We start from the raw sequence: 14,397 nt of genomic DNA, 5'->3' as shown, positions 1-14,397 counted from the left end.
ATGGACGCGCTCACCCCGCTCCTGCCCCTGCTCGGCCGCTCCACGGTCGAGACGCTCACGATGGTGCTGCTCACGCTCCTGTTCGGCGGCCTCGGCGGGCTCATCATGGGCCTCGGCCTCTACCTCACGCGCGCGGGCAGCCTGCTCGCCAACCGGCCCGTGTTCGCGGTGCTCAACGTGGTCGTCAACACCTTCCGCCCCATCCCGTTCGTGATCTTCCTGGTCGCCGCCCAGCCCCTCGCCCGCGCCGTCACGGGCAGCGGCATCGGGCAGCCGGCCGTGATCTTCACGCTGTCGCTCGGGGCGTCGTTCGCGATCAGCCGCATCGTGGAGCAGAACCTGCTCACGGTGCAGCCGGGCGTGATCGAGGCGGCCCGGTCGGTGGGCGCGAGCCCCGTGCGGATCATCTTCACGCTGCTGCTCCCCGAGGCGCTCGGGCCGCTGATCCTCGGCTACACGTTCGTCTTCGTGGGCATCGTCGACATGACCGCGGTCGCGGGCGCGGTCGGCGGCGGCGGCCTCGGCGACTTCGCGATCGTCTACGGCTACCGGCAGTTCGAGCCGGTCGTCACCTGGGCGGCCGTGCTGATCATCATCGTGCTCGTGCAGGTGGTGCAGCTCCTCGGCAACCGGCTGGCCCGGGCGGCGCTCCGGCGCTGATCCGGCGCCCGCCCGCCCGGCCGGCACGACCCGCGGCCGCCCGCTCGCTACCGGAGCGACGCGGCCGCGGCCCGCACGTGCCGGGTGAGGTCGGCGAGCACGGGGGAGTCGACGCTCCACCGCTGCCAGTGCAGCGCCACGTCCACGTGGGATCCCGCGTCGAGCGGCACGAGCGCACCCGACGCGACGAGCTCCTCGCTCTGCAGGTCCGGCAGCATGCCCCAGCCCATGCCGAGCGTGACGGCCGTGACGAACTCCGCCGACGACGGCACGTAGTGGCGCGGCTGGCCGGCGGGCGCGCGCCGGCCGCGGAGCCAGCGGTCCTGCATCGCGTCCTTGCGGTCGAACATGACGAGCGGCGCGACCGCCAGCGCGCCGGGCGTCGGGCCGTCGGGGAGGTGCGCGGCGACGTAGGCCGGGGTCGCGAGCGCGCGATACCGCATCCGGCCGAGGCGCTCCGAGGTGCAGCCCTGCACGGGGTCCTTCACGCTCGTGACCGCGGCCATGGCGGATCCGTCGCGCAGCAGGTCGAGGGAGTGGTGCTCGTCCTCGCGCAGCACCTCCACGGCCTGGCCGGTCTCGGTCGCGAGCGCCGCGAACGCGGGCAGCAGCCACGAGGCGAGCGAGTCGCCGTTGACGACCACGGGCACGGCCGCGGTGCCGGCGCGGGGCGCGTCGGACCCGCCCACGCCGAGCAGCCCGTCGAGGTCGCGTTCGAGCAGCAGCACCTGGCGCGCGTGCCGGAGCACGGCGTCGCCCGCCTCCGTGGTGGTCGCGGGGCGCGTGCGGCGCAGGAGGACGCGGCCGGCGCTGCGCTCGAGCGCCGTGATCCGCTGGCTCACCGCGGAGGGCGTCAGCCGCAGCGCGCGGGCGGCCGCGTCGAGCGTGCCGGTGTCGATGACGGCGGCCAGCGTGCGCAGGTGCTCGGTGCGGATGTCCATCATCAGCGATGCTAACGGCGCCTGAGGAACATGAGCTGGTCTGATGCGCGGCCCGCACCTAGCGTGATCGTCATGCACCCCCTCGCGCACGCGCTGTCCGGCTTCGGGCTCGGCTTCTCGCTCATCGCCGCGATCGGCGCGCAGAACGCGTTCCTCCTCCGGCAGGGCACCCGGCGCGAGCACCTGCTGCCGGTCGTGCTCATCTGCGCGGTCTCCGACGTGATCCTCATCGCCCTCGGGGTGAGCGGGATCGGCGCGCTCATCGAGGCGGCGCCCCTCGCGATCGTCGTGATCCGGGTCCTCGGCGCCTGCTTCCTCGCGGGCTACGCGGCGCTCTCCGTCCTCCGCGCCGCGGCGCCGCAGGGCCTGGCGATCGCGGCCTCCGCGCCCCGCTCGCTCGGCGCCGTCGTCGCCGCGTGCCTGGCGCTCACCTGGCTGAACCCGCACGTGTACCTCGACACGGTGCTCCTCGTCGGATCCGTCGCCGCGGGCCACGGCGACGGGCGCTGGGCCTTCGGCGCGGGCGCGATGGTCGCCAGCTGCGTCTGGTTCGCGCTCCTCGCGACCGCCGCGCGCGTCTTCGCGCCCGTGCTCGCGCGGCCGGCCGCGTGGCGCGTGCTGGACACCGTGATCGCCGGGGTGATGCTCGTGCTCGCCGTGCAGATCCTGCTGCCGCTCGTGCCCGCCGGGCCGGGGGAGGGCGTGCGGATCCTGCTCGCGACCGTCGTCTGCGCGCTGCTCGCGGGGCTCGTGGCCGCGTGGTCGGTCGCGCGGCGGAAGCGGCGCGCGGTGGCGACGCCGCCCGCGGACGCGCCCGCCGTCCCCGCTCCCGACGAGCTCGGAACAGTCGAGGCCCCCGCGCTGTTGAGATGAGCATGACCGTCCCGCTCTCCATCCTCGACCTCGCCCCCATCGCCCCCGGGGAGACGGCCCGCGACAGCTTCGCCGCCTCCGTCGCCCTCGCCCAGCAGGCCGAGCGGAGCGGGTACCGCCGCGTCTGGTACGCGGAGCACCACAACATGGCCACCATCGCGTCGAGCGCGACGAGCGTGCTCATCGCCCACGTCGCGAGCCAGACGTCCACCATCCGGCTCGGCTCCGGCGGCGTCATGCTCCCGAACCACTCGCCGCTCGCCATCGCCGAGCAGTTCGGCACGCTCGAGACGCTGCACCCGGGCCGCATCGACCTCGGCCTCGGCCGCGCCCCCGGCAGCGACCAGGCCACCTTCCGCGCCCTCCGCCGCGACCCGGGATCGTCCGACCGCTTCCCCGAGGACGTCGTCGAGCTGCAGGGCTTCCTCTCCGGCGAGAGCCAGGTCCCCGGCGTCTCCGCGACGCCCGGCGCGGGCACGCGCGTGCCCCTCTACATCCTCGGGTCCTCGCTGTTCGGCGCGCAGCTCGCCGCCGCCCTCGGCCTGCCGTACGCCTTCGCGTCGCACTTCGCTCCCGACGCCCTCCTCGAGGCGATCCGCATCTACCGCCGCGACTTCCGCCCGTCCGAGCAGCTCCAGGAGCCGTACGCGATCGCGGGCATCAACGCCATCGCGGCCGACGACCGCGCCGACGCCGAGCGCCAGTTCGCCGCCGTCCGACGCGCGCGCCTGATGATGCTGCTCCGCCAGAGCGGCCAGATCCCGGCCACGCAGACCTTCACCGACGACGAGCTCGACCGCCTCCTCGAGGCCCCGGTCGGCGCGCACGTCGCCAGCATGATGACCTACACCGGCATCGGCACGGGCGCCGAGGTGTCCGACTACGCGAACCGGTTCGCGGAGCAGGCCGGGGTCGACGAGGTCATCGTCGGTCACGCCTCGCAGCGCACGCCCGAGCGCCTCCGCTCGGTCGAGCTGATGGCGGACGCGCACGCCCTCGTCGCCGCGTAGGGGCCCGGTGCCCGAGGGCGTCGCGTCGGGGGATCCGGCGTCCCACCTGCCAGCCCCTGCTCCGGAGGGGGCCGCGCACCCGGATCCGCGCGCGGCCCTCGCCGCGCTGCGGGCCGACACGCTCGCGCTGATCCGCGGGCTCGACCGCGATGTGGCGGCCATCGTCGAGGCGCGCCAGGACGCCAACTCCGACGACGAGCACGACCCCGAGGGCGCGACCCTCGCGTTCGAGCGCTCGCAGTCCGACGCGATGATCCGCGAGGCCCGCGTGCGCCTCGCGGACGTCGACGCCGCGGTCGCCCGCCTCGACGCGGGCGCCTACGGCCGCTGCGAGGTCTGCGGCGAGCCGATCCCGGCGGGCCGGCTGGAGATCCGCCCGGCCGCGCGCCGCTGCGTCGCGCACGCCTGAGCGCGCGCCACGAGGTGCCGCTCAGGCCCCGTCGTCGTCGAAGTCGAGGATGAGCTGCCGCAGCAGCCCCGCGAGCACGTCCCGGTCGCCCGCCGCCATCGTCTCCAGCAGCTCGGCCTCCTCGGCCACGAGCCGCGTGATCGCGGTGTCGACCCGCGAGCGCCCGGCGTCCGACATGACGACGAGGATCCCGCGCCCGTCGTGCGGGTCCGTCCGCCGCTCCACGAGCCCCCGCGCCACGAGCCGGTCGATCCGGTTCGTCATCGTGCCGGAGGAGACGAGCGTCTGCTGCAGGAGCGCCTTCGGGCTCAGCTGGTAGGGATCACCCGCCCGCCGGAGCGCGGACAGCACGTCGAACTCCCACGACTCGAGCTCCGACTCCTGGAACGCGGAGCGCCTGGCGCGCTCGAGCAGCCGCGACAGCCGGCCGACCCGCGAGAGCACCTCGAGCGGGGAGAAGTCGAGGTCGGGCCGCTCGCGCCGCCACGCGTCGACGATGCGGTCGACCTCGTCGCGGCTGGGCATCCCCCCATCATGCCGGTCCCGGCACTCGCGCCCGCGCCGCCGGCGCACCCTCGGGGGAGGGGCTGCTCCTCCCGCGTCGTCGGCTGCCATCCTGTCGCCCATGTCGCCGAGCGGATCCCCCGACCAGCCCTCCCGCCCCACCGAGCCGACCACCGCCCCCGCGGCGCTGGTGGCCGCGCTCGCGGATCCCGACCGCGACGTCCGGCAGGAGGCGGCGCTCGCCCTCGGGGAGCGGGCGGACGAGGCGACCCTCGGCGCGGTGCTGGAGCGGCTCTGGGCCGAGCCCGACTTCTTCGTGCGCGAGACCCTCACCTGGGCCGTCGCCCGGGTCGGCGCCCCCGCGATCCCCGGCGTGCGCCAGGCGCTCGGCGCCGACCGGAGCAGCGGGGTGCGCACGCAGGCGCTGCACGTCCTGAGCAAGATCGCGCATCCGTCGACGGTCGACGATCTCGTGCCGCTCATCGACGACGCGGACGAGGCCGTCGCCGCGAAGGCGCGCTGGGCCCTCGCGCGGATCGGCGACGCCCGCGCGGTACCGCTCGTCGCCGCGCACCTCGGGGCGGCGGACGCGGAGGCGCGGAACGCGCTCACCGACGTCCTCGCGGCGTTCGGATCCGCCGCCGTGCCGACGCTCGTCGTGGCCCTCGGGGACGCGCGGTCGGTGGTGCGCGCGCAGGCCGCGGAGGCCCTGGGGCGCATCGGGAGCCCGGATGCGGATCCGGCCGTGGCGGCGCTCGGCTCGGCCGCGGAGGACGCCGACGCCGAGGCGGCCGTGTCGGCCCTCATGGCGCTGGGGGCGATCGACGGGGAGGACGCGCGGGCCGCCATCCAGCGCGCCACGTCCGCCGAGGACCCGCGGATCCGCGCGGTGGCCGAGCGTCTCGCGGCCCGACCGCCGCGGCGGTCCCGCCTCGAGGAGGCCCGGGCCGCGCGGGCCGCGCGCCTCGCCCGCGAGGGCTGAGCCGAGCGCATCCCGGGGCCGCGCGGGCACGGCGTCCGCCCCCGCGCGCCGTCTCCGACCCGGCGGACCGCATCACCCCCGTCTGGCAGACTCGACCTGCGCACGGCCGGGCCGTGAGCGGTCCGCCTTGGTGTAACGGCAGCACTTCAGCCTTTGGAGCTGTGAGGTCCAGGTTCGAATCCTGGGGGCGGAGCGACGCCATCCGGCCGCGCCGGACAGACGCAGAGCAGATCAGGGAGAGCGCATGACCGACTCAGACAGCACGCCGAGGACCCGCGAGATCCCCATCGTGACGGGCGAGCTCGACGTGGACGGCGAGCCGCGCAGCCCCTCCATCGCCGTCGTGATCCTCGCGGCCGGCCAGGGCACCCGCATGCGCTCGCGCCTCCCCAAGGTCCTGCACCGCCTCGCCGGCCTGCCGCTCGTCGGCCACGTGCTCGCGACGGCCGAGGAGCTGGGCGCGCGCCACATCGTCACGGTGGTCCGCCACGAGCGCGACCAGGTGGTCGAGGTCGTGCGGGAGCTGTCCCCCCAGGCCCTCGTCGTCGACCAGGACGAGATCCCCGGCACCGGCCGCGCGGTCGAGATGGGCATCACCGCCCTGCCCGACGGCTTCACGGGCCAGGTCGTCGTGCTGTCCGGCGACGTGCCCCTGCTCGACGCCGCGACGCTGCGCTCGCTCGTCTCCGCGCATCGCCAGGCGCGCAACGACCTCACGCTCCTCACCGCCCGACTGCAGGACCCGACCGGCAACGGCCGCATCATCCGCGGCCAGGACGGCGCGTTCGAGGCCATCGTCGAGCAGAAGGACGCGACCGGCGAGCAGCTCCGCATCGACGAGGTCAACGCCGGCGTCTACGTCTTCGACGCCGAGGCGCTCCGGCAGACCCTCGGCGCCATCGGCACCGAGAACGCGCAGCACGAGAAGTACCTCACCGACGCGGCCGACGTGATCCGCCGCGCGGGCGGCGCCATCGAGGCCCTGCCCGTGCGCGACAGCTGGCTCGTCGCCGGCATCAACGACCGCGTGCAGCTCACGGCCGCGGCCACCGAGCTGAACGCGCGCATCATCCGCCGCTGGCAGCTCGCGGGCGCGACCATCGAGGACCCGCGCACCACCTGGATCGACGTGAAGGCGACGCTCGCCGCCGACGTCACGATCCTCCCGGGCACGCAGATCCTGGGCGCCTCCACGGTCGCGACGGGCGCCACCGTCGGCCCCGACACCACGCTCCGCGACACCGAGGTGGGGGAGGACGCGGTGGTCCGCCGCACGGACGCGCAGCTCGCGGTCATCGGCGCCCGCGCCACGGTCGGCCCGTTCTCCTTCCTGCGCCCCGGCACGCGCCTCGGCGACGACGGCAAGATCGGCGCGTACGTCGAGACGAAGAACGTCGAGATCGGCGAGCACAGCAAGGTCCCGCACCTCAGCTACGTCGGCGACGCGACCATCGGCGCGCACACGAACATCGGCGCGGGGGCGGTCTTCGCCAACTACGACGGGCACGCCAAGCACCACACGGAGGTGGGCGACCACGTGCACCTCGGCTCGCGGAACGTCCTCGTCGCACCGGTTAGGATCGGTACCGGCTCCTACACGGGTGCCGGTGCCGTCATCCGCAAGGACGTCCCGCCCGGCGCACTCGGCATCTCGGTGGCGCCGCAACGCAACATGGTCGGCTGGACCGAGGCCAAGCGACCGGGCACCCCCGAGGCCCGGGCCGCCGTCGAGGCCGCCGACGGGCGGGAGGACGACGCGTCCGACGCCTGAGAACACCGAGCAGCACTGACGAAACGGAGTCCCGTGTCCGCAATCAAGACTGCTGGTGAGAAGCGGCTCGTGATCGTCACCGGTCGAGCCCACCCCGAGCTCGCCGAGCAGATCGCGGAGGAGCTCGAGACGACCCTCGTGCACACGGACGCGCGGACCTTCGCCAACGGCGAGCTCTACATCCGGTACGACGAGAGCGTGCGCGGCAGCGACGCGTTCGTCATCCAGTCGCACACGGCGCCCATCAACGAGTGGCTCATGGAGCAGCTCATCATGGTGGATGCGATGAAGCGTGCCTCCGCCAAGCGCATCACGGTGGTCGCGCCCTTCTACCCCTACGCGCGTCAGGACAAGAAGGGCCGCGGCCGCGAGCCCATCTCCGCCCGCCTCGTCGCCGACCTGTTCAAGGCCGCGGGCGCCGACCGCATCATGTCGGTCGACCTGCACGCCGCGCAGATCCAGGGCTTCTTCGACGGCCCCGTCGACCACCTCTTCGCGATGCCCGTGCTCCTCGAGCACATGCGCTCCGTGCTCGACTCCAAGACCCTCACGGTCGTCTCGCCCGACATGGGCCGCGTGCGCGTCGCCGACATCTGGAGCGACAAGCTCGGCGCCCCGCTCGCCATCATCCACAAGCGCCGCGACCCGAAGGTGCACAACCAGGTCACCGTGCACGAGATCGTCGGCGACGTCGCCGGCCGGGTGTGCCTCCTGGTGGACGACCTCATCGACACCGGCCGCACCATCGTCTCGGCTGCCGAGGCGCTGAAGAAGAACGGCGCCACGGGCGTCGTGGTCGCGGCCACGCACGCGGTCTTCTCCGACCCGGCCACGCAGATCCTGAACAGCCCGCACATCGACTCGGTCGTGGTCACGGACTCGCTCCCGATCCCGCAGGAGAAGCGCTGGGACAAGCTCACGGTGCTGCCCATCGCGCCGCTGCTGGCCCGCGCGATCCACGAGGTGTTCGACGACGGATCCGTCACGAGCATGTTCGACGGCGCGGCCTAGGAGTCCAGGGCCGGACCCCGGTGAGCCGCCCGCGCGGGCGGCTCCCGGATCAGTCCCGCGAGTTCCGCTCCACGACCTCGCGCGCGACGCGTCCCGAGGGGATGACCCCGAGCGAGACGATGTGCTCGTCGCCGCCGAACGCGTACTTCGTGTAGCACTCGTAGCCCACGACGCCGGGGCCGAACAGCTGGAACCGCACCTCGTACGAGGGGGAGTCGGGCCGCTCGAACTGCACGAAGTCGGCGCACGCCATGTCGGCCGTGCTCGCGCCGACGCGCACCATGGTGACGGCGCCGGGGAGCAGCAGGCTCACGATCCCGACCACGACGACGACCCGCATCACCAGCAGCGTCCGCTTGCTGCGCAGGCTCCGCGGGCCGTGCGGCTCGTAGCCGGCCAGCTCCGGGTGCTCGTCGTCGTCCATCCCGTCCAGTCTGACAGAGGCCCGCAGCCGAGCGGATGCCGCGCTGGGTGCTCACGTGTGAGGCATCCGCGCGTGGAGGGCGGGGGCGCGCATACGCTGCCGGCGACCGCGGCGCACGGTCCGCGGTCTCCCTCGACGAGGACGGAAGGACGAGAGCGATGAGGAATGCCATGCGCGCGGCGGCGATGATGCCGGCCGCGCTGCTCACGATCGGGCTGGGGGTGACGGGTGCGGTGATGGGCCCGGCGACCGCCGCGAATGCACAGCCCAACTACCGCGTGTGCGGGGTCTTCAACTCCGCGAAGGGCGGCAACTACGGCACCGGTCTGGTGGCGAAGATCTACAAGGACGACGAGAACAACGAGACGTGCTCCCAGAAGATCGACTTCATGCGCGCCTACTACGACCAGGCCTACCCCACGTCGAGCGGCCGCCTCTCCTTCGTCATGGTGACGTGCGAGGTCTTCAGCACCCGGGTGGGGGCGGAAGGGGGGTCGGACCTCTGCTACGACATGGACGTCAACCTGATCTACAAGTACACCTCGAAGTACGACGCCAAGTACCCGGGCGACGCCGGCATCTCCTTCTGGCACAGGTGACAGTCCCCTGACGTGCGCGAGCCCGCCGGTCCTCGACCGGCGGGCTCGTGTCGTGCGGGGGAGACGCGCCTAGTGCGTGTCCTCCGCCTCGACCTCGGAGCGGTCGCCGGACCACAGCGTGTGGAAGGTGCCCTCCTTGTCGGTGCGGTGGTACGTGTGCGCGCCGAAGAAGTCGCGCTGGCCCTGCACGATGGCGGCGGGCAGGCGCTCGGAGGCGAGCGAGTCGTAGTAGCTCAGCGCCGATGCGAAGCCGGGGACCGGGATGCCGGACAGCGCGGCGACCGAGACGACCCGGCGCCAGGCCTGCTCCCCGTCGGCGACGGCCTTGGCGAAGTACGGGTCCTCGAGCAGCGTCGCGAGGCCGGAGTCCTTCTCGTACGCCTCGACGATGCGGTTGAGGAACTGGGCCCGGATGATGCAGCCGCCGCGCCAGATCTCCGCGACCTTGCCCTTGTCGATGTCCCAGCCGTACTCCTTCGCGCCCGCGATGATCGCGTCGAAGCCCTGCGCGTACGCGACGACCTTGCTCGCGTAGAGCGCGGCGCGCACGTCGTCCTCGAAGGTGTCGCCGCCGGACTGGATATCCGGACGGCTCGTGATGGTGGCCTGCACGGCCTTCCGCTGCTCGGGCTTGGAGGACACGGCGCGCGCGAACACGGCCTCCGCGATCCCGCCGACCGGCACGCCGAGGCCCACCGAGTTCTGCACCGTCCAGACGCCCGTGCCCTTCGATCCGGCCTGGTCGACGATGACGTCGACGAGCGGCTTCCCGGTCGACGCGTCCGTCTGGCGGAGCACCTCGGCGGTGATCTCGATGAGGTACGACTCGAGGTCGCCCCCGTTCCACTCCTCGAACACGTCCGCGATGGCGTCCGGCTCGTGGCCGCCCACGCGGCGGAGGAGGTCGAACGACTCGGCGATGAGCTGCATGTCGGCGTACTCGATGCCGTTGTGGATCATCTTCACGAAGTGGCCGGCGCCGTCGGTGCCGATGTGGGTCACGCAGGGCTTCCCCTCCGCGACCGCGGCGATCGACTCGAGGATGGGGCCGAGCGTCTCGTACGCCTCGGCCGTGCCGCCGGGCATGATGCTCGGGCCCTTGAGCGCGCCCTCCTCGCCGCCGGAGATGCCGGCGCCGACGAAGTGGAGGCCCTTCGCGCGGACCTCCTTCTCGCGGCGGATCGTGTCGGTGAACAGCGCGTTGCCGCCGTCGACGATGATGTCGCCCTCCTCGAACGCCTCGGTCAGCTGCTCGATGACGGCGTCGGTGCCGCGTCCGGCCTTGACCATGATGATCGCGGTGCGGGGCCGCTGGAGCGACGCCGCGAACTCCTCGATCGTGGTGGCGGCGACGAAGCCGGCCTCGGGATGCTCCTCGACGAGGTCGGTGGTCTTCTGGGTGGTGCGGTTGTACACGGCGACCGTGTTGCCCTCGCGGCTCGCGAGGTTGCGGGCGAGGTTCGACCCCATCACCGCGAGTCCCACCACGCCGATGTTGGCCGTGCCCTGCTGGTCATCTGACATCTGATGCCTCCTTGTCGACAGTCGTGCTCAGGCTACTCGCGGGCCCCCGACCGTCAGCGGGACGTCGGGGAGCGTCTCGTAGGATGGACGGGCGCTCCACAGTGGGTGCGCCGCACGAGTTCCTCACCGAACCGCAGGGAGTGATCCGCATCGACGCCGTCCGCCCGTTCCCGCCCGTGATCGTGATGGGGGTCTCCGGCTCCGGGAAGTCCACCGTGGGCGAGATCCTCGCGCAGGACGCCGGCGTCCCGTTCCTCGACGGCGACGACCTGCACCCCGAGTCGAACCGCCGCAAGATGGCCGAGGGCCACGCCCTCGACGACGACGACCGCCGCCCCTGGCTCGAGGAGGTGGGCCGCGCGCTCGCCGGTCGGCCCGAGGGCGGGCCCGTCGTCGCGTGCAGCGCGCTGAAGCGCGACTACCGCGACATCCTCCGCGCCGCCGCGCCCGACGCCGTCTTCGTTCACCTCGCCGGCGACCACGACCTGCTCGCCGAGCGCCTGGGCTCCCGCGAGGGCCACTTCATGCCGTCGAGCCTCCTCGCGTCGCAGCTGCGCACGCTCGAGCCGCTCGGCGACGACGAGCAGGGCATCACGCTCGACATCACCGACGACCCCGTCGCCCTCGCCGACGCCGCCGTGCGCGAGCTGCTCCCGGGCGGGCGCACGGCGTCGCCCGGGCGGCTCGACGACGCCCCCGCCACCTCGACGGAGCCCGCGGCCGCGGTGCCCGAGGCGGACGTCCCCGCGCTCGTGCGGGAGGCCAGATCCGACGACGACGTGCCCCGCGCCGACGCGGCCTCCCCGTCGCCCGTCTCCCCGTCGACCGTCGCCGACGGCGCCCCTGCCGCCGCCGTGCACGAGCCCATCCGGGTCGCGATCGTCGGCTGCGGCGTCATCGGCACGCACCACGCGCGCGTCCTCGCCGAGCACCCCGACTTCCGGGTCGCGGCCCTCGTCGACGTCACCGACGCGACAGCCCAGGAGCTCGCGGACGTGGTCGTCGACGAGCTGCACGCGGAGCGCCCGCGGGTCTTCGCGCGCCTCGGCGACCTCATCCGCGAGGACGCCGCCGAGCTCGTCGTGATCTGCACCCCGAGCGGCCTGCACATCGGCCTCGCCGAGGAGGCGCTCGCCGCGGGGCTCCACGTGGTCATCGAGAAGCCGCTCGACGTCGACCTGGCTCGCGGTCGCCGCATCGCGGAGCTCGCGCGCGAGGCGGCCGGGCGGGGGATCCTCTCCACCGTCATCAGCCAGCACCGCTTCAACCCGTCGAGCGTCGTCGTCGACCGGGCCGTGCGCTCGGGCCGCCTCGGCCGCCTCACCTCCGCGGTCGCGAGCGCGCCCTGGTGGCGCAGCCAGGGCTTCTACGACTCCGGCCACTGGCGCGGGACGTGGGACCTCGACGGCGGCGGCGCGCTCATGAACCAGGGCGTGCACACGCTCGACCTGCTCGTCTCCTACCTCGGCCGCCCGGTCGAGGTCTACGCGCAGACGGCGCTGCTCGCGCACGACGGCATCGAGGTGGAGGACGTCGCGGTGGCCGTGATCCGCTTCGCGTCGGGCGCGCTCGCCACCATGCAGGCGACCACCGCCGGCTACCCGGGTCTCGACACCCGGGTGCAGGTGCAGGGCACGCGCGGATCCGCCGTGATCGAGGCCGGCTCCCTCACCTACTTCCACGCGGCGCCCGAGTCGGGCGTGCCCGCGCAGGCGGACGTGCGCAACGACGCCGAGCTCGAGATGCACGACGCCGACCTGCCGCGCTCGCCGCGCCTCGACAACACCTACCTCGAGGGGCACTACCGCCAGTACGACGACATCGCGGACGCGCTCCGCACCGGCCGCCCCGCGGGCGTCACGGTGGACGATGCGTTCCTCTCGCTCGCCACCGTGGTGAGCGTCTACGTGTCGGCCACGCTCGGCACCCCCGTCGCGTTCGAGGACGTCGTCGACGGCGTGCACGACGGCCTGCGCCTCCGCGTCGGGCAGTCGACGCCGCCCGCGCCGGGGTCTCCCGGGCCGGCCGACCCGTCGCCCGCCGCGCCCGCGTCCCGGCGCGACGACGGGACGTCGACCGGGGAGCCGTCCGTCCGGTAGCATCGGGGGTTGAACTTCGGCGAGGGATCGCGGGAGCCGTGCGCGAGCACGGCGGCGGTCCGTTATCGACGCGGTGGACGGGGCTCGCACCTCATTCCTCACGCGCAAGCGTTCGAGCAGACGACAGGCACACGACGCGAGCCCTCACGGGCCGCACTAGGAGCGACACCATGGTTGACAACAACCTCACCGCGGAGCTGCGCACGCAGTTCGGCAAGGGCGCGGCGCGCAAGATCCGCGCGGTCGGCAAGATCCCCGCGGTCATCTACGGCCACGGCACCGACCCGCAGCACGTCACGCTGCCGGGCCACGAGCTCATGCTCATCATCCGCAAGGCCAACCAGATCATCACGCTCGACATCGAGGGCACGCCGCAGCTGGCGCTCGTGAAGGACGTCCAGAAGGACCCGGTCCGCCAGATCATCGAGCACGTCGACCTCATCGTCGTCCGCCAGGGCGAGCGCGTCGAGGTCGAGGTCCCGATCCACGTCGAGGGCGAGTCCTACCCGGGCACGATCCACAGCCTCGAGAACACGTCCATCACGGTCGAGGTCGAGGCCACGCACATCCCCGAGAGCTTCGTCGTCTCCATCGAGGGCTTCGAGGACGGCACGCAGGTCACGGCCGGCCAGGTCACCCTGCCCGCCGGCGCCACGCTGGTCACCGACCCCGAGACGCTCGTGCTCGCGGTCTCCGTGCCCCAGCTCGACCTCACGACCGACGCCGAGGACGCGGCGGCCGAGGGCGACGCCGGTGTCGGCGTCACGGACGACGGCGCCACGGGCGACCAGTCGGGCGACGACAAGTAGCACCCGCCGCGGCCCCGGCCGCGCACGCACGACCAGCACCACGGAGCCCGTCGGCCGCCGTCCGGGACACCGGCCGCGGCCGGCGGGCTCCGCGCATCCGCCCCGGATGCACCGACCTACCGAGGAGAGCGCACGTGGACGACCGGACCCTGCTCGTGGTCGGCCTCGGCAACCCCGGCCCGCAGTACGCGGGCACCCGGCACAACGTCGGGCAGATGGCCCTCGACGTGCTCGCCGACCGGATGCGCGCCACGTTCCGCTCGCACCGCGCCAACGCGCAGGTCGCGGAGGGCCGTGCGGTGCCCGGCGGGCCGAAGCTCATCCTCGCCAAGCCGAGCTCGTTCATGAACCTGTCCGGCGGCCCGGTCGCCAACCTCCTCAAGTACTTCTCGCTCGAGGCCTCCCAGCTCGTGGTCGCGCACGACGAGCTCGACATCCCGTTCGATGCGATGAAGCTCAAGCAGGGCGGCGGGCACGGCGGCCACAACGGCATCCGTGACATCATCTCCTCCGCCGGCACGGGCGACTTCACGCGCGTGCGCATCGGCATCGGCCGCCCACCCGGCCGCCAGGACGCCGCCGACTTCGTGCTGAAGCCCTTCTCCTCCACCGAGCGCCAGGTGCTGCCGAACGTGCTCGAGGACGCGGCCGACGCCATCGAGATGATCGCCTCCGACGGCCTCATCGCCGCGCAGCTGCGCTTCCACACCGCCGCGTCCTGATCGCCCGCGTCCGCCCTCGGCGGACGACGGCGAGCGTGTCGGCGGCGGCGCGTACGATC

At 73.6% G+C, this 14,397-nt stretch carries 15 protein-coding genes and 1 tRNA gene; 12 read left to right on the top strand and 4 right to left on the bottom strand.

The genetic code is table 11. The annotated features are described in order from the left end of the window. Nucleotides 1-660: a methionine ABC transporter permease gene (locus ACU4ZT_RS12070; RefSeq protein WP_063072533.1), complete on the top strand. Its 660-nt coding sequence runs from the start codon at nt 1-3 to the stop codon at nt 658-660. 47 nt (nt 661-707) lie between these two features. On the opposite strand, the gene ACU4ZT_RS12065 is transcribed toward ACU4ZT_RS12070, so the two are convergent. Beyond that, nucleotides 708-1,604, bottom strand: a complete 897-nt coding sequence (locus ACU4ZT_RS12065) for a LysR family transcriptional regulator ArgP (RefSeq protein WP_081235127.1) — start codon at nt 1,602-1,604, stop codon at nt 708-710. 69 nt (nt 1,605-1,673) lie between these two features. On the opposite strand from ACU4ZT_RS12065, the gene ACU4ZT_RS12060 reads away from it, so the two are divergent. From ACU4ZT_RS12060 to ACU4ZT_RS12050, 3 genes are read left to right on the top strand one after another with little or no spacing between them, the layout of a single operon-like run. Beyond that, complete coding sequence (locus ACU4ZT_RS12060; protein WP_445337257.1) at nt 1,674-2,474, top strand: LysE/ArgO family amino acid transporter; 801 nt, start codon at nt 1,674-1,676, stop codon at nt 2,472-2,474. Between the two features lie 2 nt (nt 2,475-2,476). After that, nucleotides 2,477-3,484: an LLM class flavin-dependent oxidoreductase gene (locus ACU4ZT_RS12055; RefSeq protein ID WP_270979618.1), complete on the top strand. Its 1,008-nt coding sequence runs from the start codon at nt 2,477-2,479 to the stop codon at nt 3,482-3,484. A 46-nt stretch (nt 3,485-3,530) separates the two neighbouring features. Next, nucleotides 3,531-3,893, top strand: a complete 363-nt coding sequence (locus ACU4ZT_RS12050; RefSeq protein WP_107490210.1) for a TraR/DksA family transcriptional regulator — start codon at nt 3,531-3,533, stop codon at nt 3,891-3,893. A gap of 21 nt (nt 3,894-3,914) precedes the next feature. Here the strand turns inward: ACU4ZT_RS12050 and ACU4ZT_RS12045 are convergent, their stop codons facing one another. Continuing rightward, nucleotides 3,915-4,418, bottom strand: coding sequence for a MarR family winged helix-turn-helix transcriptional regulator (locus ACU4ZT_RS12045; RefSeq protein WP_063072536.1), 504 nt, complete (start codon nt 4,416-4,418; stop codon nt 3,915-3,917). Between the two features lie 100 nt (nt 4,419-4,518). Between ACU4ZT_RS12045 and ACU4ZT_RS12040 the strand changes: the two genes are divergently transcribed. The 4 genes from ACU4ZT_RS12040 (at nt 4,519) to ACU4ZT_RS12025 (ending at nt 8,161) form a co-directional block, all read left to right on the top strand. After that, nucleotides 4,519-5,379: a HEAT repeat domain-containing protein gene (locus tag ACU4ZT_RS12040; protein WP_445337256.1), complete on the top strand. Its 861-nt coding sequence runs from the start codon at nt 4,519-4,521 to the stop codon at nt 5,377-5,379. A 121-nt stretch (nt 5,380-5,500) separates the two neighbouring features. After that, nucleotides 5,501-5,572, top strand: a tRNA-Gln gene (locus tag ACU4ZT_RS12035). 51 nt (nt 5,573-5,623) lie between these two features. Further along, nucleotides 5,624-7,150, top strand: coding sequence for a bifunctional UDP-N-acetylglucosamine diphosphorylase/glucosamine-1-phosphate N-acetyltransferase GlmU (gene glmU, locus ACU4ZT_RS12030; protein WP_081235129.1), 1,527 nt, complete (start codon nt 5,624-5,626; stop codon nt 7,148-7,150). 33 nt (nt 7,151-7,183) lie between these two features. After that, a complete protein-coding gene (locus ACU4ZT_RS12025) occupies nt 7,184-8,161 on the top strand; it encodes a ribose-phosphate diphosphokinase (protein WP_063072537.1) in 978 nt (325 codons plus the stop codon). A gap of 49 nt (nt 8,162-8,210) precedes the next feature. Here ACU4ZT_RS12025 and ACU4ZT_RS12020 read toward each other — a convergent pair whose 3' ends face one another. Next, nucleotides 8,211-8,585 (bottom strand): hypothetical protein, encoded by a 375-nt coding sequence (locus ACU4ZT_RS12020; protein ID WP_063072538.1) that lies wholly within the window; start codon nt 8,583-8,585, stop codon nt 8,211-8,213. 158 nt (nt 8,586-8,743) lie between these two features. Between ACU4ZT_RS12020 and ACU4ZT_RS12015 the strand changes: the two genes are divergently transcribed. Beyond that, complete coding sequence (locus ACU4ZT_RS12015) at nt 8,744-9,184, top strand: hypothetical protein (RefSeq protein ID WP_445337255.1); 441 nt, start codon at nt 8,744-8,746, stop codon at nt 9,182-9,184. 69 nt (nt 9,185-9,253) lie between these two features. On the opposite strand, the gene gndA is transcribed toward ACU4ZT_RS12015, so the two are convergent. Then, a complete protein-coding gene (gene gndA, locus ACU4ZT_RS12010) occupies nt 9,254-10,708 on the bottom strand; it encodes an NADP-dependent phosphogluconate dehydrogenase (protein ID WP_445337254.1) in 1,455 nt (484 codons plus the stop codon). Between the two features lie 83 nt (nt 10,709-10,791). Between gndA and ACU4ZT_RS12005 the strand changes: the two genes are divergently transcribed. The 3 genes from ACU4ZT_RS12005 (at nt 10,792) to pth (ending at nt 14,338) form a co-directional block, all read left to right on the top strand. After that, on the top strand, nt 10,792-12,807 hold the full coding sequence (locus tag ACU4ZT_RS12005; RefSeq protein WP_445337253.1) for a gluconokinase, GntK/IdnK-type: 2,016 nt from the start codon (nt 10,792-10,794) through the stop codon (nt 12,805-12,807). Nucleotides 12,808-12,977: 170 nt separating this feature from the next. Next, the gene (locus ACU4ZT_RS12000) at nt 12,978-13,616 is read left to right on the top strand and encodes a 50S ribosomal protein L25/general stress protein Ctc (protein WP_063072542.1); all 639 of its coding nucleotides are present in this window, start codon (nt 12,978-12,980) and stop codon (nt 13,614-13,616) included. Nucleotides 13,617-13,750: 134 nt separating this feature from the next. Next, nucleotides 13,751-14,338, top strand: coding sequence for an aminoacyl-tRNA hydrolase (pth, locus tag ACU4ZT_RS11995; RefSeq protein ID WP_063072543.1), 588 nt, complete (start codon nt 13,751-13,753; stop codon nt 14,336-14,338). Nucleotides 14,339-14,397: the final 59 nt, after the last annotated feature.

The sequence above is a fragment of the Clavibacter davisi genome, assembly GCF_052751415.1.
The sequence above is the reverse complement of the archived record's forward strand: the minus strand, read 5'-3'. Positions and strand labels throughout refer to the sequence as shown.

What these genes read in the sequence shown, in the direction of transcription:
- ACU4ZT_RS12070 (WP_063072533.1), top strand. Translation starts at nt 1, where the DNA reads ATGGACGCGCTCACCCCGCTCCTGCCCCTGCTCGGCCGCTCCACGGTC.
- ACU4ZT_RS12065 (WP_081235127.1), bottom strand. Translation starts at nt 1,604, where the DNA reads ATGATGGACATCCGCACCGAGCACCTGCGCACGCTGGCCGCCGTCATC.
- ACU4ZT_RS12060 (WP_445337257.1), top strand. Translation starts at nt 1,674, where the DNA reads ATGCACCCCCTCGCGCACGCGCTGTCCGGCTTCGGGCTCGGCTTCTCG.
- ACU4ZT_RS12055 (WP_270979618.1), top strand. Translation starts at nt 2,477, where the DNA reads ATGACCGTCCCGCTCTCCATCCTCGACCTCGCCCCCATCGCCCCCGGG.
- ACU4ZT_RS12045 (WP_063072536.1), bottom strand. Translation starts at nt 4,418, where the DNA reads ATGCCCAGCCGCGACGAGGTCGACCGCATCGTCGACGCGTGGCGGCGC.
- ACU4ZT_RS12040 (WP_445337256.1), top strand. Translation starts at nt 4,519, where the DNA reads ATGTCGCCGAGCGGATCCCCCGACCAGCCCTCCCGCCCCACCGAGCCG.
- glmU (WP_081235129.1), top strand. Translation starts at nt 5,624, where the DNA reads ATGACCGACTCAGACAGCACGCCGAGGACCCGCGAGATCCCCATCGTG.
- ACU4ZT_RS12020 (WP_063072538.1), bottom strand. Translation starts at nt 8,585, where the DNA reads ATGGACGACGACGAGCACCCGGAGCTGGCCGGCTACGAGCCGCACGGC.
- ACU4ZT_RS12015 (WP_445337255.1), top strand. Translation starts at nt 8,744, where the DNA reads ATGAGGAATGCCATGCGCGCGGCGGCGATGATGCCGGCCGCGCTGCTC.
- gndA (WP_445337254.1), bottom strand. Translation starts at nt 10,708, where the DNA reads ATGTCAGATGACCAGCAGGGCACGGCCAACATCGGCGTGGTGGGACTC.
- ACU4ZT_RS12005 (WP_445337253.1), top strand. Translation starts at nt 10,792, where the DNA reads ATGGACGGGCGCTCCACAGTGGGTGCGCCGCACGAGTTCCTCACCGAA.
- ACU4ZT_RS12000 (WP_063072542.1), top strand. Translation starts at nt 12,978, where the DNA reads ATGGTTGACAACAACCTCACCGCGGAGCTGCGCACGCAGTTCGGCAAG.